Source organism: Microbacterium mangrovi (genome assembly GCF_000802305.1).
In the GTDB taxonomy this organism is placed as follows: Bacteria; Actinomycetota; Actinomycetes; order Actinomycetales; family Microbacteriaceae; genus Microbacterium; species Microbacterium mangrovi.
This window is the reverse complement of the sequence record NZ_JTDK01000015.1, coordinates 130,558-151,024: the sequence shown is the minus strand read 5'-3', so window position 1 is coordinate 151,024 and position 20,467 is coordinate 130,558. Positions and strand designations below refer to the sequence as shown.

At 69.7% G+C, this 20,467-nt stretch carries 21 protein-coding genes; 6 read left to right on the top strand and 15 right to left on the bottom strand.

From position 1 onward, the window contains the following. Window positions 1–16: 16 nt before the first annotated feature. From LK09_RS15860 to LK09_RS15850, 3 genes are read right to left on the bottom strand one after another with little or no spacing between them, the layout of a single operon-like run. Window positions 17–505 carry a PaaI family thioesterase gene (locus LK09_RS15860; protein WP_039401542.1) on the bottom strand — a complete coding sequence of 163 codons (489 nt, stop codon included), beginning with the start codon at window positions 503–505 and terminating at the stop codon, window positions 17–19. A gap of 5 nt (window positions 506–510) precedes the next feature. Next, on the bottom strand, window positions 511–1,083 hold the full coding sequence (locus LK09_RS15855; protein ID WP_052226891.1) for a TetR/AcrR family transcriptional regulator: 573 nt from the start codon (window positions 1,081–1,083) through the stop codon (window positions 511–513). Next, complete coding sequence (locus LK09_RS15850) at window positions 1,064–1,513, bottom strand: hypothetical protein (protein ID WP_052226890.1); 450 nt, start codon at window positions 1,511–1,513, stop codon at window positions 1,064–1,066. The genes LK09_RS15855 and LK09_RS15850 overlap by 20 nt, the downstream gene beginning before the upstream one ends. A 124-nt stretch (window positions 1,514–1,637) precedes the next feature. Here LK09_RS15850 and pgi point away from each other — a divergent pair, with 124 nt between their 5' ends. Further along, window positions 1,638–3,326 (top strand): glucose-6-phosphate isomerase, encoded by a 1,689-nt coding sequence (pgi, locus tag LK09_RS15845; RefSeq protein WP_039401540.1) that lies wholly within the window; start codon window positions 1,638–1,640, stop codon window positions 3,324–3,326. Window positions 3,327–3,652: 326 nt separating this feature from the next. Here pgi and LK09_RS15840 read toward each other — a convergent pair whose 3' ends face one another. The 8 genes from LK09_RS15840 to LK09_RS15805 all read right to left on the bottom strand — a co-directional run bounded on the left by LK09_RS15840 (window position 3,653) and on the right by LK09_RS15805 (window position 10,821). Further along, the gene (locus tag LK09_RS15840) at window positions 3,653–4,429 is read right to left on the bottom strand and encodes a class I SAM-dependent methyltransferase (protein ID WP_052226889.1); all 777 of its coding nucleotides are present in this window, start codon (window positions 4,427–4,429) and stop codon (window positions 3,653–3,655) included. Beyond that, window positions 4,426–4,980: a hypothetical protein gene (locus LK09_RS15835; protein WP_156138856.1), complete on the bottom strand. Its 555-nt coding sequence runs from the start codon at window positions 4,978–4,980 to the stop codon at window positions 4,426–4,428. Before LK09_RS15835 ends, LK09_RS15840 begins: the two co-directional genes overlap by 4 nt. A gap of 35 nt (window positions 4,981–5,015) precedes the next feature. Continuing rightward, on the bottom strand, window positions 5,016–5,720 hold the full coding sequence (locus LK09_RS15830) for a TetR/AcrR family transcriptional regulator (protein WP_039401688.1): 705 nt from the start codon (window positions 5,718–5,720) through the stop codon (window positions 5,016–5,018). A gap of 117 nt (window positions 5,721–5,837) precedes the next feature. Next, entirely contained in the window at window positions 5,838–6,953 is a 1,116-nt protein-coding gene (locus tag LK09_RS15825) for a Gfo/Idh/MocA family protein (protein ID WP_039401535.1), read from the bottom strand. Continuing rightward, a complete protein-coding gene (locus LK09_RS15820; RefSeq protein ID WP_039401532.1) occupies window positions 6,950–7,744 on the bottom strand; it encodes a ThuA domain-containing protein in 795 nt (264 codons plus the stop codon). Before LK09_RS15820 ends, LK09_RS15825 begins: the two co-directional genes overlap by 4 nt. 17 nt (window positions 7,745–7,761) lie before the next feature. Then, window positions 7,762–8,622, bottom strand: coding sequence for a carbohydrate ABC transporter permease (locus tag LK09_RS15815; RefSeq protein WP_052226888.1), 861 nt, complete (start codon window positions 8,620–8,622; stop codon window positions 7,762–7,764). Next, window positions 8,619–9,467, bottom strand: coding sequence for a carbohydrate ABC transporter permease (locus tag LK09_RS15810; RefSeq protein WP_052226898.1), 849 nt, complete (start codon window positions 9,465–9,467; stop codon window positions 8,619–8,621). Before LK09_RS15810 ends, LK09_RS15815 begins: the two co-directional genes overlap by 4 nt. A gap of 121 nt (window positions 9,468–9,588) precedes the next feature. Further along, window positions 9,589–10,821 (bottom strand): sugar ABC transporter substrate-binding protein, encoded by a 1,233-nt coding sequence (locus LK09_RS15805; RefSeq protein ID WP_039401528.1) that lies wholly within the window; start codon window positions 10,819–10,821, stop codon window positions 9,589–9,591. A 181-nt stretch (window positions 10,822–11,002) separates the two neighbouring features. On the opposite strand from LK09_RS15805, the gene LK09_RS15800 reads away from it, so the two are divergent. Next, window positions 11,003–12,037, top strand: a complete 1,035-nt coding sequence (locus LK09_RS15800; protein WP_039401684.1) for a LacI family DNA-binding transcriptional regulator — start codon at window positions 11,003–11,005, stop codon at window positions 12,035–12,037. Between the two features lie 7 nt (window positions 12,038–12,044). On the opposite strand, the gene LK09_RS15795 is transcribed toward LK09_RS15800, so the two are convergent. Then, entirely contained in the window at window positions 12,045–13,250 is a 1,206-nt protein-coding gene (locus LK09_RS15795; RefSeq protein WP_082008320.1) for a serine hydrolase domain-containing protein, read from the bottom strand. A gap of 44 nt (window positions 13,251–13,294) precedes the next feature. Further along, on the bottom strand, window positions 13,295–14,989 hold the full coding sequence (locus LK09_RS15790; protein ID WP_269430942.1) for a biotin carboxylase: 1,695 nt from the start codon (window positions 14,987–14,989) through the stop codon (window positions 13,295–13,297). A gap of 209 nt (window positions 14,990–15,198) precedes the next feature. Here LK09_RS15790 and LK09_RS15785 point away from each other — a divergent pair, with 209 nt between their 5' ends. Genes LK09_RS15785 through LK09_RS15775 form a run of 3 tightly spaced genes read left to right on the top strand, consistent with a single transcriptional unit; the run spans window position 15,199 to window position 17,941 of the window. Beyond that, window positions 15,199–16,569: a ferredoxin reductase family protein gene (locus tag LK09_RS15785; RefSeq protein ID WP_052226886.1), complete on the top strand. Its 1,371-nt coding sequence runs from the start codon at window positions 15,199–15,201 to the stop codon at window positions 16,567–16,569. A gap of 11 nt (window positions 16,570–16,580) precedes the next feature. Further along, on the top strand, window positions 16,581–17,096 hold the full coding sequence (locus LK09_RS15780) for an FMN-binding protein (protein ID WP_039401523.1): 516 nt from the start codon (window positions 16,581–16,583) through the stop codon (window positions 17,094–17,096). A gap of 23 nt (window positions 17,097–17,119) precedes the next feature. Then, the gene (locus LK09_RS15775) at window positions 17,120–17,941 is read left to right on the top strand and encodes an FAD:protein FMN transferase (RefSeq protein WP_052226896.1); all 822 of its coding nucleotides are present in this window, start codon (window positions 17,120–17,122) and stop codon (window positions 17,939–17,941) included. Here LK09_RS15775 and LK09_RS15770 read toward each other — a convergent pair. Continuing rightward, entirely contained in the window at window positions 17,919–18,725 is an 807-nt protein-coding gene (locus LK09_RS15770) for a class I SAM-dependent methyltransferase (RefSeq protein WP_039401520.1), read from the bottom strand. The genes LK09_RS15775 and LK09_RS15770 overlap by 23 nt on opposite strands. 153 nt (window positions 18,726–18,878) lie before the next feature. After that, window positions 18,879–19,811 (bottom strand): nucleoside hydrolase, encoded by a 933-nt coding sequence (locus LK09_RS15765; protein ID WP_039401517.1) that lies wholly within the window; start codon window positions 19,809–19,811, stop codon window positions 18,879–18,881. Between the two features lie 83 nt (window positions 19,812–19,894). Here LK09_RS15765 and LK09_RS15760 point away from each other — a divergent pair, with 83 nt between their 5' ends. After that, a complete protein-coding gene (locus LK09_RS15760; RefSeq protein ID WP_156138855.1) occupies window positions 19,895–20,347 on the top strand; it encodes a GyrI-like domain-containing protein in 453 nt (150 codons plus the stop codon). Window positions 20,348–20,467 lie beyond the last annotated feature (120 nt).

Genomic DNA, 20,467 nt, shown 5'->3' with positions numbered 1-20,467 from the left:
CAGGACGGCATCCGGCTCACAGCACGAGCAGCGAGCTGGATGCCGTCGCGAGCAGCCGCCCCGCGGCATCCGTGATGTTGCCGTCGGCGAAGATCACCCGACGGCCGGGCTTGGTGACCGTCCCCACCGCGGTCAGGACTCCGTCGTCGGCGGTGATCGGCCGCAGATACTTGACCGAGATCTCGATGGAGGTGTACCCCCGACCGGCCTCGAGGGTGGTGTGGGCGGCGCACCCCGTGACCGTGTCGAGCAGTGTGCAGGCGAGACCGCCGTGCACCATGCCGAGCGGGTTGTAGTGCTCCAGCCCGGGACGGCACTCGAACGTCACCGTGCCGGGGTCGGCCGCGACGAGCTCGAAGTTCATCGTCTCGGCGATCGGCGGCCCCGGGTACAGTCCGTCACGGATCGCCCGCATCGCCTCGAGCCCGCTCATGCTCGCCACGCGATCGCGGGTCTCATGCGGGTCGGCGAACTCGATCGTGCGGGTGTGGCGCAGCTCGGTCATGCGGTTTACTCTTTCTCGTGGGTGGGCAGCGCCGCGGCCTCGTCGCGCAGGCCGCCGACCACCAGGTCGAACGTGTGCAGGGATCGCTGGGCACGCGCGATGGCGACCGCGCCTTCGATGCCGGCCAGGAGCCGGGCGGCGAACGCCTCCGCGGCGGATGCCTCGACGCCGGCAGCCGCGAACAGGGCGGACAACCGCGCGATCCAGCGGGCGAACATCCTCCCGGCATCCGCGCGGAGCTCTCCCGGCCCTGCCGAGGCGGTGACCGCGACGAGGGAGCATCCCACGGCGAAGTCGGTCTTCTCGAGCGACCGGCGCCAGCCGGCCGCGAACCCGTCGACGATGTCGGCCGGCGTGCGTCCGGCGAGGCGGTCGAGCCCCCCGATCACCCGGTCGGCCTGGCGCTCCAGCGCCGCGCGGACGAGTTCGTCCTTGCCGCCGGGGAAGTGATGGTAGATCGACCCCCGTGGGGCACCGGATGCGGCGAGCACCTCCGTGAAGGAGGTCGCCTGGTAGCCCTCCTCGGCGAGCAGGCGCGCGGCGGCATCCGCCATCAGGTCACGGATGCCGGTGCTCATGGGTCCGTCGGCCGGCGGCGATCTCGGCGCGGGCGAGGTCGACGAGATCGGCGTTCGTCTGGGCGTGGCCGTACAGACCCCAGCCCCCGTCGGGTGCCTCGATCATCTGCACCCAGGTGCGCGGACCGAGCGACGGATCGCCGGATGCCGTCACCACGATGCCCGTGATGTGGTCGACGAGGAGGTTGCGCTTGGCCTGGTCGAGGGCGCCGGCATTGGTGAGCACCTGCACGCGCACGTAGTTGCTCTCGCCGTCGACGTTCGAGATCGCGGAGGCGGGCAGCTCGTGCACGAAGGCGGCGGTGTTCTTGCGGAACATCGCGATGTCGGGGACCTGTTCGACCTCCATCACGGCCGTCGCCAGCTGCTGGGCGACCGCGTGCGTGGAACCGAACGTCCCCTCGGTGCAGTACACGTCGATCATCGGCATGGCAGCCTCCTTCGGTTCGCGCTGACTATGACGCTCAGCATAGTATGACGCGCGTCATATCGCCAGAGTCGGCCGATGTCCGAAGCGATGCACCATCCCCGCTGAGGCCAGTAACGTTGCACCCGTGACCGACAGTGCTGCCCCCATCGATGCCACGTCCACCTCGGCCTGGGCCGAGCTCACCGCGCACAAGGCGGGAATCGCGCCGGACCTGCGCGCCTGGTTCGCCGACGATCCGGGCCGCGCCGAGCGGCTCAGCCTCCCGCTGGCGGATCTGCACGTCGACCTCTCCAAGAACCTCGTGACGGACGGCATCCTCGCCTCCCTCGTGCGCCTGGCCGAGCAGACCGGCGTGGCCGAGCGGTTCGACGCCATGCTCAGCGGCGTCCACATCAACACCACCGAAGACCGCGCCGTGCTGCACACGGCACTTCGCCGCCCGGACGGCGCCTCCCCCGCTCTGATCGTCGACGGGCAGCACGTGGACGACGACGTGCACGAGGTCCTCCGCCGGGTCGCGGAGTTCGCCGACCGGGTGCGCTCCGGCGCCTGGACCGGCGTCACCGGCAAGCGCGTCACCCACGTCGTCAACATCGGCATCGGCGGCTCGGACCTCGGCCCCGTCATGGTCTACGAGGCGCTGAAGCCCTACGCGGATGCCGGCATCGAAGCCCGGTTCATCTCGAACATCGACCCGACCGACCTCGCCCAGAAGACCGCGGACCTCGACCCCGAGACGACGCTGTTCATCGTGGCATCCAAGACCTTCACGACGCTCGAGACCCTGACCAACGCGCGACTGGCGCGCGACTGGCTGTGGGCGTCCCTCGGGAACGCCGGCGTCGACGTGGCATCAGATGAGGCCAAGAAGGATGCCGTCGCGCACCACTTCATCGCCGTGTCGACGGCGCTCGACAAGGTGGCCGCGTTCGGCATCGACCCGGCCAACGCGTTCGGGTTCTGGGACTGGGTCGGCGGCCGCTACTCGGTGGACTCGTCCATCGGCACGTCGCTGGCGATCGCGCTCGGCCCGGACGCGTTCGGTCAGCTGCTGGCCGGATTCCACGCCGTCGACGAGCACGTGCGCACGACGCCGCTGGAGCGCAACGTGCCCGTCCTGATGGGTCTGCTCAACGTCTGGTACAACAACTTCCTCGGCGCGCAGTCGCACGCCGTGCTCCCGTACGCGCAGCAGCTGCACCGGTTCCCGGCGTATCTGCAGCAGCTCACTATGGAGTCCAACGGCAAGTCGGTGCGCTGGGACGGCAGTCCGGTCACCACGGAGACCGGCGAGGTGTTCTGGGGCGAGCCGGGCACGAACGGCCAGCATGCGTTCTACCAGCTGATCCACCAGGGCACACGCCTCATCCCGGCCGATTTCATCGCGTTCGCCAACCCGGCGTACCCGCTGGCCGACGACGGACGCGACGTGCACGGCCTGTTCCTGGCGAACTTCCTCGCGCAGACGAAGGCGCTCGCGTTCGGCAAGACCGCCGCCGAGGTCGAGGCGGAGGGCACCACCGGCCCGCTCGTCGCCGCGCGCACGTTCCCCGGCAACCGGCCCACGACGTCGATCTTCGCGGACGCTCTCACCCCGGCCGTGCTCGGCCAGCTCATCGCGCTGTACGAGCACATCACCTTCACGCAGGGCGTGATCTGGGGCATCAACTCGTTCGACCAGTGGGGCGTCGAGCTGGGCAAGCAGCTCGCCCTGCAGATCGCCCCCGCGATCGAGGGCGATGAGGATGCCGCCGCCGCCCAGGATCCCTCGACCCGCGCCCTCCTCGCCTACTACCACGCCCACCGCCGCTGAGCCCGGTCCCCGGTCGGCGGCATCCGGCCGGCCCCGCGCTCGGCGCAGTTTCGCTCGTCGCGAGGTGCGAGTCGACCCGCACTTCGTGACGAGTGAGTGACGAGTGTGGGGCAGTCCCCGCGCGTCACTCGGCACGTTCTGCACTTCGGCCGACGCGTCGTGACGAGTGAGTGACGCTCCCGCGCTTCGCTCGTCACGTTCTGCGCCTCAGTCCACACGTCGTGACGACTGACCCGGATACGCCCGGCCTCGCGGCGCCCGGGATCCGTCACGAACGTCGGGCTCAACCGGGCGTTCGTGACGGATCCGGGTGGGTTCGCCGCGGGTCAGACGACCACTCGTCGACCGTTGAAGCTTGTCGCGCAGCCGAAGAAGTGTCGCCGTGTTTCGACCGTGAGCAGGGGATGACTCGCAAGCGCAGCCGCCGTGCGTTCACCATCCCCGTAGGCCCGCAGGTATCGCGCCAGCATCCGGTACTCCTCGGTCTCGGCGACCAGAAGTCGCGCGAGCCGCGGCACGACGACACCGATGTAGAAGCGGTAGAGCGCGCGAAGAATTCGGTGCGGAGGCTCCGTGACCTCGATGAGCGCAAAGTGGCCGCCGGGCTTGAGGATGCGTGCCAGTTCCTCGACGAAGAGCTCCGTCTGCAGCCGGTCGAACGTCTTCACCCCGTAGGCGCTGACGAGAACGTCCAAGGATCCGTCCGACAGTCCGCTCACGAGCATGTCGTTCTGGACGACGGCGATCTTCCCGCCGTGGCGTGCTGCGCTTCGTGCGCGCGCACGGTCGACCATGCGCGAGGAGAAGTCGAGCGCGACGAGGTTCGTCCCCGGGAAGCGCCGGACGAGCGCCGTCCACGTCTCGCCCATGCCGCACATCGCATCGAGAATGCGGGCGTCCGCCGGCTGTGGCGGGACGAGTCGCGCGAGGCGGCGTCGCCACAAGACGGAGAACCCGAGTGACAGCGCAGTGTTGACGCGCTCGTAGGACCGGGACATGCGGTCGAAGAGGTCACGGACCGACGATGCGGAGTACAGGTCGTCGGGTGCTGGTGAAACCCGCCCCGCGGTGACCGGGACCGCGTCCTGGAGAGTGCCCTTCATGCCCCACCAACCGTCGGTGGCAGCGGGTCGTTCGCTGACGGCGGCAGCGCCACAGCAGCACCTTGACGATCCCGCGCGAGCGCCGCCCGTGACGTGATCAGCCATCCGAGCGACACCACGACACCGGAAGCCCACGAGTCGGCGCGCATCATCGACCAGGGCTGCAGCAACGTGCCGAAGGGGTTGCCGGAACCGATCGAGAAGACGTATTCGACCGCGAGGCCGACGGCGAGACCGTATCCGAAGAACGCCAGCACGTGGATCCAATCCCGATCCACCCGCCGCATGCGACGACCGAGCAGGTATGCGAGCGGCATGCCGAGCAGCGTGACGAGCCCGCTGACGAGGAGACCAGGCACGAGCCAGAGGAGCGCACCACCGAAGATCGTGCCGACGACGTTCGGTTGCGCGCCCGGGCTCACCTCGAGGATCATGCCGACACTGAAGACGAGGGCTCCAATGGGCTGGAAGAGGACATAGGCGATGCCGGCTCCGCGAACGAACTCATCCCCTGTGAAGGCCCGAGGCTCGTCGGCAGTGCGGGGCGACACCCAAACCTCCGCCGGAGACATGGCCGCCACGGCGTTCACTCCCCCACCTCGACGACGAGATCGAGCAGCCCGCGCAGCGGGCCGCGCACGACCGGCATCCGCGTCAACGGCAGCCCGAGCTTCAGCAGCTTCAGCGCCTGGGTGAGCAGTCGTTCGGTTCGCCTCTGCCCGGGGCTGCGGTCGTAGCTCCAATACAGGGAGAGCAGGAGGTAGCCGAGCCAGAGTGCCTGCGGCATCCGCACCGCGAACTCCTCCGGGAGCGGGTTCTTCTTCGCACGCGCCACGGCCTCGCGGAACAGGCCCACTGTGATGTCGCGTGCCGGGCTCGACTCAGCAGACATCGGGTTGAGCGGCGACTCGGGCGCGATCATCGCGGTGAGGAATCCCGAGGCATACTCGTGGAACGGACGAAGCTGCTCGAGCCCGGTGCGGAACACGATGGCCAGACGCTCCACCAGGTCGGTGGTCTCGTCGAGCCGTGGCAGCGCCGCCGCGCGGTGCGCCTCCTGCACCTCGACGTAGAGCTCCTGCACGAGGTGCGTCTTGGTCGGGAAGTAGTAGTAGGCGTTGCCGATCGACACCCCGGCATCCGCCGCGACCTTGCGCATCGTGGTGCCATCGAACCCGTGGTCGCGGAACGACCGCAGAGCGGCATCCCGGATCGCAGCACGTGTGCGCTCCGCCTTCGGCGTCAGCGCTGCCGAAGTGGCGTCGGGGCCGGCATCCTCATTTTCGAACACGTTCAAAAACTAGCACGCGCTCGATCGGCTGGCTACCCTCGACCATTCGGCTGTCCTGGATTGCACGCGCGGGCGTCATCCAGGACAGCCGAACAGCCCAGAAGCCGTCGGTGAATCTCAGCGCAGCCTCGCGACCGCGTCGCCGGCCGATCCCCACGAGGCCAGCACACCGCGCAGATCGGCATCCCTCTCATCGGCGAGCGCGGCGGTGTAGGCGTTCTCGAGCACGCCGTCGAGCGCGACCCGATGGCCGGTGCGGGCGGAGCGCACGGCCCCCTCCACCATCGCGATGGTGTGGATGTTGGAGTGGACCTCGCCCGAGGGGATGCCGCCGGTGCGCAGCGCCCGGACGAACTCGTCGAGCGCCCCGGCGATCTCCGAGCGCGCGGTCACCGGGCCGTCCGCCGGGACGACCGCCGGATCGGACACCGGCTCTCCCTCGCCGTCCCACGCGGCGGTCCCGTTCTCGCCGCTGATCCGCCACGTGCCGTTCCACGACGTCTCGAGCCCGGGGCTGCACCAGCTGCCGGTGTAGACGTAGCGCGCACCACCGTCGAATGCGAAGTCGGCGGATGCCGCGGCATCCCCCCGGTACCAGCTCCACGACGGGTTGAACGACCGGCAGTCGACCGATGTCGCCTCGGCGCCCAGGAGGTAACGCGCCACGTCGAAGGCGTGGATGGCCATGTCCACGAGGAGCGGATCGTCCATCTCGTCGCGGAATCCGCCGAAGTGCGGCGCCTTGAAGAACTCGGTCGTGACGATCCCGATGTCGCCCAGTGTCGCGGCCATGCCCTTCAGCCGCGCGAGGGCCGGGTAGTACCGCCGTGACTGGCTGGTCATCAGCAGCTGACCGGTCAGCTCGGCGGCCGCGACGAGCGCCATCGTCTCGGCCACCGTCGGCGCGATCGGCTTCTCGCACAGCACCGGCAGGCCGGCCCGCAGCGCCTCGACGTTCACCGCCCGGTGCGCCTGCGGCGCGGTCACGTCGATCACGGCATCCGCCCCCGTCTCGGCCGCGACGGCGGTGAGGGATGCCCCGGAGATGACGTCCGCGCCGGATGCCGCAGCGGCCTGCGCGGCGGCCTCGGTGTCGAGGTCGACGACGCCCACCAGCTGCGCCGCGGGTGTTTCGGACACGATCCGCATCCAGTGGCGTCCCATCACCCCGGCGCCGACGACGACCAGCCGGAGCGGCGCGGTGCCGGGGATCGTCGCGAACGCCGGGGTCATGCGTCGTCCCGGTTGTGCATCGCACCCTGGTAGCCGTGCCCGGTGAAGAAGTCGCCGCTTTCGTACCGCAGCAGCACCGGCGTCTCGCGGGCGGGACGGTCGGATGCCGCCCACAGGACTCCGTTGGCGATCACGCGCCGCACGTCGCGATGGTGGTAGACGGGGTAGTCCTGGTCGCCCGGGCTGAAGTAGAAGATCTTGCCGTTGCCGCGACGGTAGGTGATGCCGCTGCGGAACACCTCGCCGCCGGAGAAGGTGCTGAGGAAGACGATCTCGTCCGGCCTCGGGATGTCGAACTGCTCGCCGTACATCTCCTGCTGCGGGATCTCGATCGGGTGCGGCACGCCCTGCGCGATGGGGTGCGTCGGGTCGATCGTCCACACGAGTTCCCGGTCGTTCTCGCTGCGCCAGCGCAGCGTGCAGGACGTGCCCATCAGCTTCACGAAGATCTTCGACCAGTGTCCGGAGTGCAGCACCACGAGCCCCATGCCGTCGAGCACGTGGCGGTGCACGCGCTCGACCACCTCGTCGGACACCTCGGCGTGGGCGGCGTGCCCCCACCAGGTCAGCACGTCGGTCTGGGCGAGGCGCTCCTCGCTGAGGCCGTGGTCCGGGTCGTCGAGCAGCGCCGTGGTCACCCTCACGCGGTCGCCGAGGTGCTCCTCGATTCCCGACTTGATCGCGGCGTGCATCCCGTCCGGGTAGATCGCGGCGACGTGCGGCTCGACCTGCTCGTGGCGGTTCTCGCCCCAGACGACGACGCGCAGCGGGTTCTCGGCCGTGGGGTTCATTTGTTCTCCTTCGTAGGTCATTTGACGGCGCCGCCGAGGGCTCCGGCGGCGATGTAGCGCTGGGCGAAGATGAGCAGTGCCGCGGCGGGCAGGGAGGCCAGCACGGCGGTCGCCATGACCGGCCCCCAGCTCTGCACGTTCGCCGAGATGTAGTTGTAGATGCCGAGGGTGATCGGCCGGACTTCGGGAGTGCTCGTGAGGGTCAGCGCGAACAGGAAGTCGCCCCAGGCGCCGAGGAACGTGAACAGGGCGGCCGTCACGATCGCATTCTTGCTGATGGGCACCACGATCGAGATGAACGCGCGGAAGTTGTTCGCGCCGTCGACGAGCGCGGCCTCGACGAGGCTGGGCGGGATCGACGACATGAACGCCCGGATGAGGATGATCGCGAACGGGATCTGCGCCGCGCTGTCGGCGAGGATGAGGCCGACGTACGAGTTCAGCAGACCGACGTTGTTGAAGAGGGCGTACAGTGCGTTCGCGATCACGATCGACGGGATCATCTGGGTGATCAGCAGTGCGAACACGAACACCGTCATCCCCCGCATCCGGAACCGGGCGAGGCCGTAGGCGGCGGGGGTCGCGATCGCGATGGTGAGCACGACGGTGCCGACGGACACGATGATGCTGGTGACGAAGTTCTGACCCTGCTCCTGGATCGCGGTGGCGTACCCGGCGAACGTCGGATGCAGTGGCAGCCACGTCGTCGTCGCCGCTCCCGAGTTCGCCTGGAGGCTGCTGTTGACCATCCAGTAGACGGGGAAGATCATGACCACCAGGAACAGGATGCCGAGCACCGTCATGGGCCAGCGGCGAGCGTGCGCGCGTCTGGCCGCCTTCGCTCCGCGCGGGATGACGACCGCCTGCGTCGCGCTCATTCGTCGACCTCCTTGCGTGACAGATACAGATAGACGAACGCGAACACGAGCGAGACGACGATCAGCACGTTGCTGATCGCCGCGCCCTGCCCGAACGCGAACTCCACGAACGACTTCTGGTAGGCCCAGGTGGCCAGGGTCTGGGTCGAGTTGGCCGGGCCGCCGCCGGTCAGGCCGAGGATGATGTCGACCGCTTTGAGCGTGTAGACGACCCCGAGGACGATCACCACGCTGACGACCGAGCGGATGCTGGGCCACGTGATGTGCCAGAACGCCCGCCACCCGACGGCGCCGTCGAGGGATGCCGCCTCGTACAGCTCCTCCGGCACGGCCTGCAGGCCGCTGTAGAGGATGGTGGTGTTGAACGGGATTCCCAGCCAGATGTTCACGCCGATGACGGCGACGAGGGCGAGGCTCGGACTCACCAGCCACGGCACGGGCTGGATGCCGAACAGCCCCAGGAACTGGTTGAGGGCGCCGCTGTCCTGGTCGAGGATCCACTTCCAGACCGCGCTCGAGGCGATGAGCGGCAGCAGCCACGGCAGCAGCAGCATCGACCGCAGGAATCCGCCGAGCGGGAACTGCCGCGTGAAGAACAGCGCGAGCGCGAGGCCGATCACGAACTGCAGGGCGATCGAGCCGATCGTGAACAGCGCCGTGTTGACGACGGTCGTGCTGAACAGCGAGTTCGTGACCACCGAGACGTAGTTCGCGAATCCCACCCAGGGCGCTTCGCCGGTGTAGAAGGTGGCCGTCGTGTAGTTCTGCAGCGACATCGTCACGTTCTTGACGACGGGGTAGCCGAAGAAGATCAGCACGAAGAGGATCGCCGGGATGACGAACATCCAGCGGGCGAGCGAGGCGCCCCATCCCCGCCGCCGGCGCCGCGGTACCGGCGGTGGGGAGACGAGGCGGTCGTCGATCGCCTCGGCGGCGATCGTGGCGTTCACGGTCGACATCAGACGGTCACTTGTTCTGCGCCTGCGCCTGCTGCAGCGCGTCGGCCGGAGTCGCCTTCCCGGTGAGGGCCAGCTGCACGGCGGTGTAGATCGCCGTCGCCGCGGTCGGCCACTTCTCGCCGAGCTCGGCGGTGCGGGCGCGGGCGGTCTTGACGGTGTCGATGACGGATGCCACCTGCGGGTGCGTCTTCGCCCACGCGGCGGCGACGACCTCGTTGGAGGGCACGTTGCCGGATGCGGCGGCGACCTTGGGCTGCATGGCGGCGGAGTTCAGGCATCCCACGAACTTGCCCGCCAGCGCCATCTTCGCCTTGTCGCCGGTGTTCGGCACGGTGTAGGTCTCGCCGCCGAGGGGCGAGACGATCGACGTCGACGAATCAGGGGTGGGGATCGGCACGCTCGCGAAGTGCAGGCCCTTGGCCGCGTTCAGTGCGGGCAGCTGCCACGGGCCGTTGATCATCATCGCGGCCTTGCCGGCGATGAACTGGTTGTTGACGTCGGACTGCGCCCAGGTGATGGAGCTCTTGGACATCGATCCGTCGTTTTGCAGATCGTTCACGAGCTGCAGGGCCTTCGCCGCCTCCGGGGTGTCGATGTTCTTCTCGTCGCCGCCCGCGGTCCAGAAGAACGGCAGGAACTGCCACGTGCCCTCGTAGGTGTTGATGTTGCTCATCGCGAAGCCGTACCGGCCCTTGCTCTTGTCGGTGAGCTTCTTCGCGGCCGCGCGGAGTTCGTCCCACGTCTTCGGCGGCGTGATGCCCGCGGCCTTCAGCTGGTCGACGTTGTAGTAGAGCGCGATGGAGTTGACGACCGGTGCGAGCCCGTACAGCGTGCCCTTCGACGACCCGGCCGCGACGACGGCCGGCACCGAGCCCTTGCCGTCCAGGCCGTACGCCGACAGCGGCGACAGCGCCCCGGTGGCGGCGATCTGCTGCACGTCGGGGTTGTCCAGCATGAGGACGTCGGGGAGGGTCTTGGAGGATGCCTGCTGGAGGACCTTGGAGACGAGCCCGGCGCCGGCGACGTGGCTGGCCTTCACCGTGACGCCGACCTGCTTGGCGCATTCCGCGTAGATCGCGTCGTAGCCCGTGGCGTTGCCCTGGTAGTAGTCCTCGACGGTCAGGGCCTTGCTGCCCGCCCCGCTGCCGCCGCTGCCGCCGGCGCTGCTGGAGCAGGCGGCGAGGCCGAGGGAGAGGATCGTCGCGCCGGCGAGGGCTGCGACGAGGCGTTGCGTGTTCACGGATGAGCTCCTTTGCTGAGGTGAAAGCCGTGCCGCGAGATCTGGTCAAGCGCTTGACCTCAACGGCTTGATCAGGATTCTGCACCCTCGTCGAAACGGAAGTCAAGCGCTTGACCACAAGTTTCCGGAAGCGGGATACTGGATGCATGGACGAAGGATTCGGTCACGGCCCGTGGTGACGATGCAGCAGGTGGCGGATCGGGCGAACGTGTCGATCTCGACCGTGTCGTTCGTCGTCAACGACACGAAGCCGGTCAGCCCCGAGACGCGCGCCCGCATCCTCCAGGCCATCGACGAGCTCGGTTACCGGCGCAACGCCGCCGCCCGCACCCTCGCGAGCCGCCACTCACACGTGATCGCCCTCATGTATCCGCTCAGCGAGCACCACCTGAGCGAGTTCGTCACGGCGGCTGCCGCGGCGTCGGCGCGCCTCGGCTATCGGCTCATCCTCTGGCCGACCCACGGCGACGATGCGGCGTCGGAGGTCACCTCCCTCGTGAAGTCCGGGATCGCCGACGGCGCGCTGCTCATGGAGGTCAAACTCGAAGACGAGCGGGTCGCCATGCTGCGGGATGCCGATGCGCCGTTCGTGCTGATGGGGCGCACGCGCGACACCACCGGGATCGACTTCGTCGACGTCGACTTCGAGACCACGACCACCCAGGCGGTGGGGCAGCTCGCGCGCCTCGGGCACCAGGACCTCGCCCTCGTCGTCGAGGACAACACCGACACTCCCCTGGCCGGCTATGCGCCCGCGGCCCGCACCGAGCAGTCCTTCGTCGCGGAGACCGCCGCCCGAGGACTCGGCGCCTACGTCGCCCGGCTCCCGCGCGGGCCTGCGGCCGGGTCTGCGTTCGCCGATCTGCTCGTGCAGCACGCCCCGGACACCACCGCCGTCATCAGCCTGCACAACGACGCCAACTTCGGCCTCGTCAACACGCTGCGCCGCCGCGGGGTGCAGGTGCCGCGCGACCTGTCGATCATCACGATCTCCGCACCGGAGCGCCTCGGCGCCCTGTGCGATCCGCCGATCACCACCTATCCGCAGCCCGCCGAGGAGCTCGGCCGCCGCTCCGCCGAGGCGCTCATCGCGCGCCTGCAGGGCTCGGAGGAGGAGCCGATCCAGCTGCTCATCCCGTGCGAGCATCCCTCGTCGACGTCGTCGGTGGCAACCGCTGCGCGCGACCGGGCGCCGCTCACGGGCGCCGACCTCTGACGGCCGGTCAGCTCAGCGCGAACGCGGCCGCGTCGAACGCCGCGATCGTCGACAGCAGCTTCTCGCCGTCCTGCGGGGACGGCCAGGTCGACACCTTCGCCGCGACCACCCGGGCCGCACGGTTGATGTAGATCATCTGCCCGTGGATGCCGAGCGCGAGGAAGACGTCCGACCCCGCCCGCGGGAACCAGAACCCGTTGCGGTACATGCCGCCGTCCATGAGCGTCGGCTCCGGCGCGTTCGCGAAGGCGGCCCGCGAGTCCCACGCTCCGATGGCGGTGTCGGCGACCCACCAGCTCGGCAGCACCGGCACGCCGTCGAGGGCGTACCCGTCACGCAGGAAGAGCGATCCGAACCGGGCGAGGTCGCGCAGGGATGCCGACACACCGCCGTCCAGCATCGGCGCGCCGACCCGGTCGACGCCGACGTGGGCGTCGAACTCCGCACCCATCGGCTGCCAGAGCCGGGTGGCCATGACGTCGGCCGCGTTGATGCCGGTGGCCCCTTCGAGCACGAACCCGAGGGCATCCGTCTCGCACGACTTGTAGTCGAACCGGCCGCCGTGCGGGCCGTCGGCGCGCAGCGTCGCGAGGAAGCCGAGGAGCGTCAGCGGCACCCCTTCGTGGCGGCGGGGCGCCCAGTCGATCGCCTCTTCGAGCAGCCGGACCTCTGCCGCGTCGTCGAGGTAGTCCTCGGAGAAGTGGATGCCGGTGCGCATGTCCATCAGGTCTTGCACGGTGGCGCCCACGTACCCCGAGCCGGCCAGGGCCGGCACGTAGTGGGCGACGTGGAAGGACGGATCGAGCTCGCCCGTGCCCTCGAGGATGCCGGCGGTGGCCGTGGTGAGCGACTTCGAGACCGACATCAGAAGGTGCACGTTCTGCGGCGCGAACGGCTCGCTGTAGGACTCCTCGACGATCGCCCCGTCTTTCGTGACGACGTACCCGTCGGTGTCGGTCGCCGCCATCACCTCGGCGAACGTGCGCGTCTCACCGCCCCACGGATGCGGCACGGCGAGCGCCGACAGGTCTTGCGGCGTCCGCGCGAACGCGGTGGTGCGCGCACCGCGCGCGATGGGGTGCACGGGCAGGAAGCTGGCGATGTTCTGCATCGACCAGGCGAGGTATCCCGCCGTCTGCCACTGGTCCAGGGGCGGCCCGCTGGGCCTCGAAGCCTTGCCGCCGATCACATCGAACTCACTCGTCGTATACATCTCTGCTGCTGTTCGCGCACCCATCGGCGCGCCGTCGTCTCGGGTCAGGAGCCCTTGGCCGCCGATGTCCGGGGTTCGGCGGCGCGGCTCTCCAGGGGCGTTGCCGCATACATGCCGCGGATGGAATCGATGAAGTGCATCGCGCGGATCGTGAGCTTGTTGCCCGGTGTCTGCAGACGCCCCTTGGTGACAAGGATACCGAGGTCGGCGCCCTTCCAGCGATAATCGCCCGGTCCGTAGACCCGCAGGAAGAACGCCTCGCCCTCGTTGTTGATCTGGTGCCAGTCCGATTCGGCGTTCGAGAACACCAGCGCGCCGTCGTGGTTGATGACGTATCGGCCGGTGGGCGGGGCGGCGTTGATCAGCTCCACGGTGGGGTCGGTGTGCTTGATGACCATCGTCGACCACTCGTCTTCGCTGGCCAGTTCTTCCCAGCGCGCGTTGATCTCGGCGACGTCGAGCTCGAAGTCCACGCCGGCGTACTCGAGCAGGTGGAAGACGAACAGCGGAACGTCGGCGTACGCGCCGGCGGTCACGTTGGTCGTGGCGGACGCCCCGGAGATGCGCGGGTTCAGCTCGCCCAGGTACACCTCGCCGGTGTCGGTGTCGACGAGCACGTCGACCTCGAAGAACCCCCGGTATCCCTCTTTGCCGAGGGCGCCGCCGAGCCGCACGACGAGGTCGGTGGCCCGCTTGCGCGTGTCGTCGTCGAGCACCTCCGGGAACATCTCGTTGCCGGCCCAGCCGCCGCGGTACGGGGTCAGCGCCTTGTGTCCGGTGATCTCGGTCATGCAGGGTCCGACCACGGTGCCGTGGCGGGTGAGCACGGCCTCGACGGCGATCGGGCGGTTGTTGATCCGCTTCATGATCTTGATCTCGACGCCGGTGACCTCGCCGGCGATCTTGGCGAACTCCTCTTCGCTGGTCACGAAGAACGTCGTCTTGCCGGAGTCGCCGTACGCGGTCTGCAGCACCAGGTCGGTGCCCAGCTTCGCCTTCTTCGCGACCGCGACGACGTCCGCCCAGCTCTGCACCGTCGTGAGCACGTTGGGCACGCTCGGCGCGCCGACCGAGTCTCCCAGCTGCGTGGTGACGATCTTGGAGTCGAGGCGCTCCCGCAGCTCCGCCGACGGCAGGATGAGGTCGTAGCCGAGCTCGGCGCAGATCTCCTCGGTCTCGGCGTCGAAGAACACCATCGCGATCTGCGGGCGCGTGCCCGACGGCGTGCGCCGCGCGATGTGCGCACGCACCTCCGGATTGCGAAGCAGCCAGTTGTTGATCTCCTCGCCGGACTCGAACTCGATGTACGGCTTGTCGATCGGGCTGAACACGCGCGGGTGCGACCGCTCCCATGCGTCGTAGTAGACGATGTACGAGAATCCGCGCACCCAGCGGTCCAGACCCAGCAGGTTGAACGCGGTGGCCCCGACGAAGAACACGGGCTGCTCGCTGGTGCGGAAGTAGTGCCGGATCTCCGACATGTTGTGCAGCGCGTGCTGCTCACCCGTGGTCTTGGCCCGGCGCGCGTTGGCGGTGCGCCGGCGGGGTGCGGGTTTCGCGACGGTCTTCGCGACGGGTTTGACCACCGGCTTGACCGGGACCCGTTTGGTCGCGGCCGGCTTGGCCGCCGCCGACCTCGCCGGGCGTGCGGCCGGTTGGGTCGCGGGCTCGGTCGGAGCGACGGATGCCGTCGCGGCGTCGGCCAGTGCGGCGGAGCCGCCGGAGACGTCCTCGGCCACGGCGTCCGTCGAACGGACTGAAGACTTTCGCGCCATTGTGAAACCCCGTTTCCTGACTCAGGTGCCGCAATCCTGCCACAAGAGGACGGTGCGCGTCAGTCCGCGCGCGATTGATTTCCTAATCGGATTAGGTGATGCGATTGCTATGAAGACCCGGTGGACGCGTCATTCTCAGTCCAGTCTTGGCGGTTGCGCTCCACGATCGGAGCATGACCTCCTCCCCCGGCGCCGCGACACGCGTGTGGAACGCCGTCGCGATCACCGTGATCTGGCTGACGAGCCTGTTCGTCGTCGCCCTCTGGGTGCACGGCGGCGGCATCCGTTCGCTGTTCGCGATGGATGCCGACACGCTCGACACGCTGGGTCGCATCACCGGGCTGGTGTCGGCGAACCTGCTGCTGTACCAGGTGCTGCTCATGGCCCGGGTGCCGGTGTTCGAGCGCGGGTTCGGGCGCGGCGCGATCACGCGGATGCACCGGCTGGTGGGGTTCTGGTCGTTCTGGCTGCTGATCGCCCACCTCGTGCTCATCACCCTCGGGTATGCGTTCGCGGCGGCGATCAACCCCTTCGTGCAACTGTGGCAGCTGATCTGGGACTACCCCGGGATGCTCCTCGCGACGGCGGGCACGATCCTCCTGATCATGGTCGTGGTCACGTCTCTGCGCCGGTCCCGGCACAGGCTCCGGTACGAATCGTGGCACCTGCTGCACCTCTACGGGTACCTCGGCGTGGGCCTGGCGATCCCGCACATGCTCTGGACCGGGGCGGACTTCCTCGGCTCGACCGCGGCGACCGTCTACTGGTGGACGCTGTGGGCCGTCACCGCGGCGGCCGTCCTCGTCTACCGCGTGCTGGTGCCGCTGGTGCGCTCGGCCCGGCACACCGTGCGCGTGGCCTCCGTGCAGCGCGACGGCGCGAAGGGCGTCACCGTCCGGATGACCGGGCGCGCGCTGCACCGCCTCAAGGCGGCGCCCGGGCAGTACTTCGTCTGGCGCTTCCTGAACGGCCCGGGCTGGACGCGGGGCAACCCGTTCTCGCTGGCGGCGGCGCCCGACGGGAACGAACTCGTGATCTCCGCCCGGCTCGTGGGCGACGGCACCTCGCGCCTGACCACCCTGCGCCGCGGCACCCGGGTGATGTTCGAAGGACCGTACGGCGACCTGACCGGCGAGCGCCGCCAGGCGCACCGCCTGCTGATGCTCGGTGCCGGCGCGGGGGTCGCACCGTTGGTCGCCCTGCTCGAGGGCGAGCGCTGGGAGGCGGGCGACGCCATCCTCGTCACCCGTGACAGTTCCGCGAGCGAAGCGCTGCGCACGACCGCCATCGCCCGGCTGGTCCAGCGCCGCGGCCTCGTCCACTACGCGCTCGACGGCCCGCGTGCCCGGAGCGGCGCGCCCTGGCTTCCGGCGACGCACGAGCAGTGGGCGGGCCCCGACCTCCTCCGCTATGTGGCGGGCGATCTCGCCGCGTATGACGTCTACGTCTGCGGGCCGGTCCCCTGGATGGACGCCGTGATGGCGGACCTGCAGGAGGCCGGTGTCGCGCCCGCGGCCATCCACCACGAATCTTTCAGCATCTGATCGGAGCCACCATGAAGAAGATCGTCATCGCGGTGCTCGCCACCCTCTCGGGCCTGGTGCTGCTGTTCAGCTATAAGACCTCGCTCGACCAGTCGATCCCGGTTGCATCCACCGGCGGGACCGGCACGGGTTCCTCGGGATCGGGAACGACCGGCTCCTCGGGATCGGGAACGACGGGGTCGACCGGGCGATCCGCCTCGCCGACCCCGACGGGATCGTCCGCGACGAAGGGTTCGTCGGGGTCGGGGCTGAAGGACGGAACGTTCACGGGGCAGGCGGTGGACACCCAGTACGGCCCGGTGCAGGTCGCGATCACCGTCTCCGGCGGCAGGATCACCCACGTCTCTGTGCCGGAATACCCGCAGAACGACCCGCGCGACCAGGAGATCAACTCGCAGGCGATCCCGATGCTCGTCTCCGAGACGACACAGGCGCAGTCCGCGAACATCGACATGATCTCCGGTGCGACCTACACGTCGCAGGGGTACCTGCAGTCGCTGCAGTCCGCCCTGGACCAGGCCAAGTGAGCACGGGCGAGAGGGGCACCGACATGGGCGCCGGCATCCGGTACACGCGCATCGAGCACCTGATGGGCACCGTCTTCAGCGTCCACGTGATCGGCGCGCCCGATCGCGGACGGATGCCGGACGCCGTCGACGAGGCGATCGACCGCACCTTCGCCCAGCTCGCCGACGTGGAGCGCGTGTTCTCCCCGTTCCGGTCGGACTCCGACATCTCCCGGCTGCGCGACGGCGTCGCACGCCTCGGCGACCTCGACCCGCGCCTGACCGAGGTCGAGATCGCCTGCCGCACGCTCGCCTTGGAGAGCGGCGGCCGGTTCTCGGGCTGGCGGGACGGCTGGTTCGATCCCACCGGCTACGTGAAGGGCTGGGCGACCGAGCAGGCGGCACGCACCCACCTGGCCCCGCTCACCGGGCTCGACGGCATCCTCGCCGTCGGCCTCAACGCGGGCGGCGACGTCCAGGTCCACACCGCTGCGGAGGCAGAGTGGACGTGGCGGATCGGGATCGCCGACCCGCGGCATCCCGGGGCGGTCCTGGCGACCGTCGAGCTGCGCGACGGCGGCGTCGCCACCTCCGGCACGGCCGAGCGGGGCACGCACATCGTCGACCCGCGCACCGGGGAGCGGGCACTGCAGGTGCTGAGTTCGACGGTCGTCGCCGACGGGCTGACCGACGCGGATGCCTGGGCCACCGTGGGCGTGGTCGCCGGGCCGGACCTGTCGTGGCTGCGCGACGCTCCGGTGCGCTCCGGGATCCTCGTGGCCGCGGACGGGGCGGTGCGGCGCTTCGCGCACGGCGTGGAGCTGGCGCCCGCGGGCGACCTGCTCAGCTGCGCGCGAGCGCGGTGACGACGATCGTCGCGACCGAGAGCGTGAACCGCCCGCCGGCGGCATCCACCGCGTCGCGGATGCCGGTGAGGACGTCGGCCTGCGCCTGCTCCGGCATCCTGCTGAACCCGCCGAAGGTGGCCACCATGTCCAGCCACAGCGCGGTGTCGACCTCGGTGGTCCAGTCGAAGCGCCAGCGCTGCGGGTCGGTGTATCGTCCGGAGTCCGCGAAGCCGCGCTCGGTGTTCTCGAGGATGGTCATCGTCTCGTCGATCGTGGGGACCGCGAACGGCGTGAACGGCAGACCGGTGTCGGCGGACCGGTAGACGTCGGCGAACTGCTCGGCGAGGAGACGCGGCGGGTCGGCGATGTTCCAGAACACCGCGATGCGACCGGCCGGACGGGTGGCATCCGCCGCCTTCCGCGCCCCCGCGAGCGGATCGATCCAGTGCCACGACTGCCCCGCGATGACCAGGTCGAACCAGCGGCCGTCGGGGTCCCACTCCTCGAACCGGCCCTCCTCGACGGTGAAGCCGCGTGCCCGGGCGAGCGCGGCCATCCGGGCATCCGGCTCGACCCCGGTGACCAGGTAGCCGAGGTCGGCGAAGGCCTGGGCCGCGATCCCGGTGCCGATGCCGACGTCGAGCACTTTGCGCCCATAGGTGGTGCGACGGATCGCGTCGATCATGGCCTGCGGGTAGCGCAGACGGGCGCGATCGTAACGGTCGGCCTCGGCTCCGAACGACTCCGCGATGTCGCGGGCCTCGTAGCTGGCCGGCTGCGGTTCGGGATCGGGCGTGCTCACGCAGGGAACACTACCCGGGTCGGGCGGTCCTGCCCTTCGACAGGCTCAGGGCGCGAGGCATGCGGGCTGAGCCTGTCGAAGCCCACGACCCCGGCCGGACATCACGCGAGGGTGCGGGCTGAGCCTGTCGAAGCCCACGACCCCGGCCGGACATCACGCGAGGGTGCGGACGGCGTCTTCGATGAGCGACCAGAAGCGGGGCACGTCCAGGTCGAGCGCGACCGTCGCGTTGTGCGGCCGGTCGAGCGCGTCCAGCAGGTCGACGCTCGTCGCACCGCGGGTCTCGGTGCCGGCCAGTTCCACGTCGAGCCGGGTGCGAACGGTGGTCGCGACGGCGGGGTCGGCGAGCAGCGCGACGGTGATCGGGTCGTGCAGGGGGCCGTCCGGCATCCGCTCCGCCCGCTCGTAGGTCGAGCTGAAGTAGTCGAGCAGCTCGCGTCCGAACGCACCGGTGCGGGTGCCGGTGGCGGCGATGCGCGCCCGCACCTCCGGAGTCGCGAGCGCCTGGTGGGTGATGTTCAGGCCGACCATGGTGAACGGGACCTCCGCAGCCAGCACGATCGCGATCGCCTCCGGGTCGGCCCACGCGTTGAACTCGGCGTACGGGGTGACGTTGCCGCGGGTCGTCGACCCGCCCATCCACACCACGCCCGCGATGCGCGAGACGGTCTCCGGGGTCTCCTCGAACAGCATCGCGACGTTCGTGAGAGGCCCGGTCGCGACGATCGTGATCGGCTCCGGCGACGCGTCGATGACATCCCGCATGAGCTGCTGCGCGTTGCGGTCGTCGAGCGGGACGGTCGGGGCCGGCAGTTCCGGCCCGCCCAGGGCGTTCGGGCCGTGGATCCAGTCGGCCGGATGCAGGGGCCCGGCCAGCGGGTGCGCGGCACCCGCGCCGATCGGGATGCCGGACACCCCCGCCACGGTACACGCCACGCGCGCGTTGTAGGTGGTGTGCTCCAGGAGCCCGTTGCCGCCCACCGTGGTGATGGCCCGCAGGTCGATCGCCGGATGCGCGGCCGCCAGCCAGATCGCGAAGACGTCGTCGTGGCCGGGGTCGCAGTCGAGGATGATCGGCGTGGTCATCCCGGCAGGATATCGATGCCGGACCGTTGCGTCCGGGATGCGCGGCCCGGAGACTGGGACCGGCGGGAGAAAGCGAGATGCACATGTCCGAGATCGACGTCACCGAGAAGCCCCTCCCTGCCGTGCGGCTCGCCGCGCGGCGCACCGTCGTGGTGGAGCAGCGCGAGATCCCCGACTTCGTCGGCCCGGCGTTCGCCGCCGTGGCCGAGGCCGTCGGCGGTCCGGCCGGTGCCCTGGCGACTCCGATCGCGCAGTACGACATGGGCGAGGCCGGCACGGAGATCACGGTCGGCTACGCGTACGACGGCCCGGAGCTCCCCGGCGTCGAGATCGTCGAACTGCCGGCCGCCGACCGGGCGGTCTGCGGCATCCACCTCGGGTCGATGGAGCGCATCGCGCAGAGTTGGCAGGCCCTGCAGTCGGCGATCGCCGCCCGCGGGATGGTGCCCGCGGGGCCCTGCCGCGAGCTCTACGTCCGGGCTGAGTCGGACGACCAGTCGGACTGGGTGACGGAGTTGCAGCAGCCCGTGGCGTGAACCTGAACGATGGCTATGCGTCCACGTTCAGGAGCTGCAGGATGCCCCCGACCACTACCGCTCGTTACCGTTTCGTTATAGAGTGATCGCACGGCGACCGAATGCTGTGGCGGTCTCCGG

What these genes read in the sequence shown, in the direction of transcription:
- LK09_RS15840 (WP_052226889.1), bottom strand. Translation starts at nt 4,429, where the DNA reads ATGAAGGGCACTCTCCAGGACGCGGTCCCGGTCACCGCGGGGCGGGTT.
- LK09_RS15785 (WP_052226886.1), top strand. Translation starts at nt 15,199, where the DNA reads ATGACCTCCTCCCCCGGCGCCGCGACACGCGTGTGGAACGCCGTCGCG.
- LK09_RS15780 (WP_039401523.1), top strand. Translation starts at nt 16,581, where the DNA reads ATGAAGAAGATCGTCATCGCGGTGCTCGCCACCCTCTCGGGCCTGGTG.
- LK09_RS15855 (WP_052226891.1), bottom strand. Translation starts at nt 1,083, where the DNA reads ATGAGCACCGGCATCCGTGACCTGATGGCGGATGCCGCCGCGCGCCTG.
- LK09_RS15760 (WP_156138855.1), top strand. Translation starts at nt 19,895, where the DNA reads ATGTCCGAGATCGACGTCACCGAGAAGCCCCTCCCTGCCGTGCGGCTC.
- LK09_RS15800 (WP_039401684.1), top strand. Translation starts at nt 11,003, where the DNA reads ATGCAGCAGGTGGCGGATCGGGCGAACGTGTCGATCTCGACCGTGTCG.
- LK09_RS15850 (WP_052226890.1), bottom strand. Translation starts at nt 1,513, where the DNA reads ATGCCGATGATCGACGTGTACTGCACCGAGGGGACGTTCGGTTCCACG.
- LK09_RS15825 (WP_039401535.1), bottom strand. Translation starts at nt 6,953, where the DNA reads ATGACCCCGGCGTTCGCGACGATCCCCGGCACCGCGCCGCTCCGGCTG.
- LK09_RS15775 (WP_052226896.1), top strand. Translation starts at nt 17,120, where the DNA reads ATGGGCGCCGGCATCCGGTACACGCGCATCGAGCACCTGATGGGCACC.
- LK09_RS15820 (WP_039401532.1), bottom strand. Translation starts at nt 7,744, where the DNA reads ATGAACCCCACGGCCGAGAACCCGCTGCGCGTCGTCGTCTGGGGCGAG.
- LK09_RS15810 (WP_052226898.1), bottom strand. Translation starts at nt 9,467, where the DNA reads ATGTTCGTCATCCCGGCGATCCTCTTCGTGCTGATCTTCTTCGGCTAC.
- LK09_RS15765 (WP_039401517.1), bottom strand. Translation starts at nt 19,811, where the DNA reads ATGACCACGCCGATCATCCTCGACTGCGACCCCGGCCACGACGACGTC.
- LK09_RS15860 (WP_039401542.1), bottom strand. Translation starts at nt 505, where the DNA reads ATGACCGAGCTGCGCCACACCCGCACGATCGAGTTCGCCGACCCGCAT.
- LK09_RS15795 (WP_082008320.1), bottom strand. Translation starts at nt 13,250, where the DNA reads ATGTATACGACGAGTGAGTTCGATGTGATCGGCGGCAAGGCTTCGAGG.
- LK09_RS15815 (WP_052226888.1), bottom strand. Translation starts at nt 8,622, where the DNA reads ATGAGCGCGACGCAGGCGGTCGTCATCCCGCGCGGAGCGAAGGCGGCC.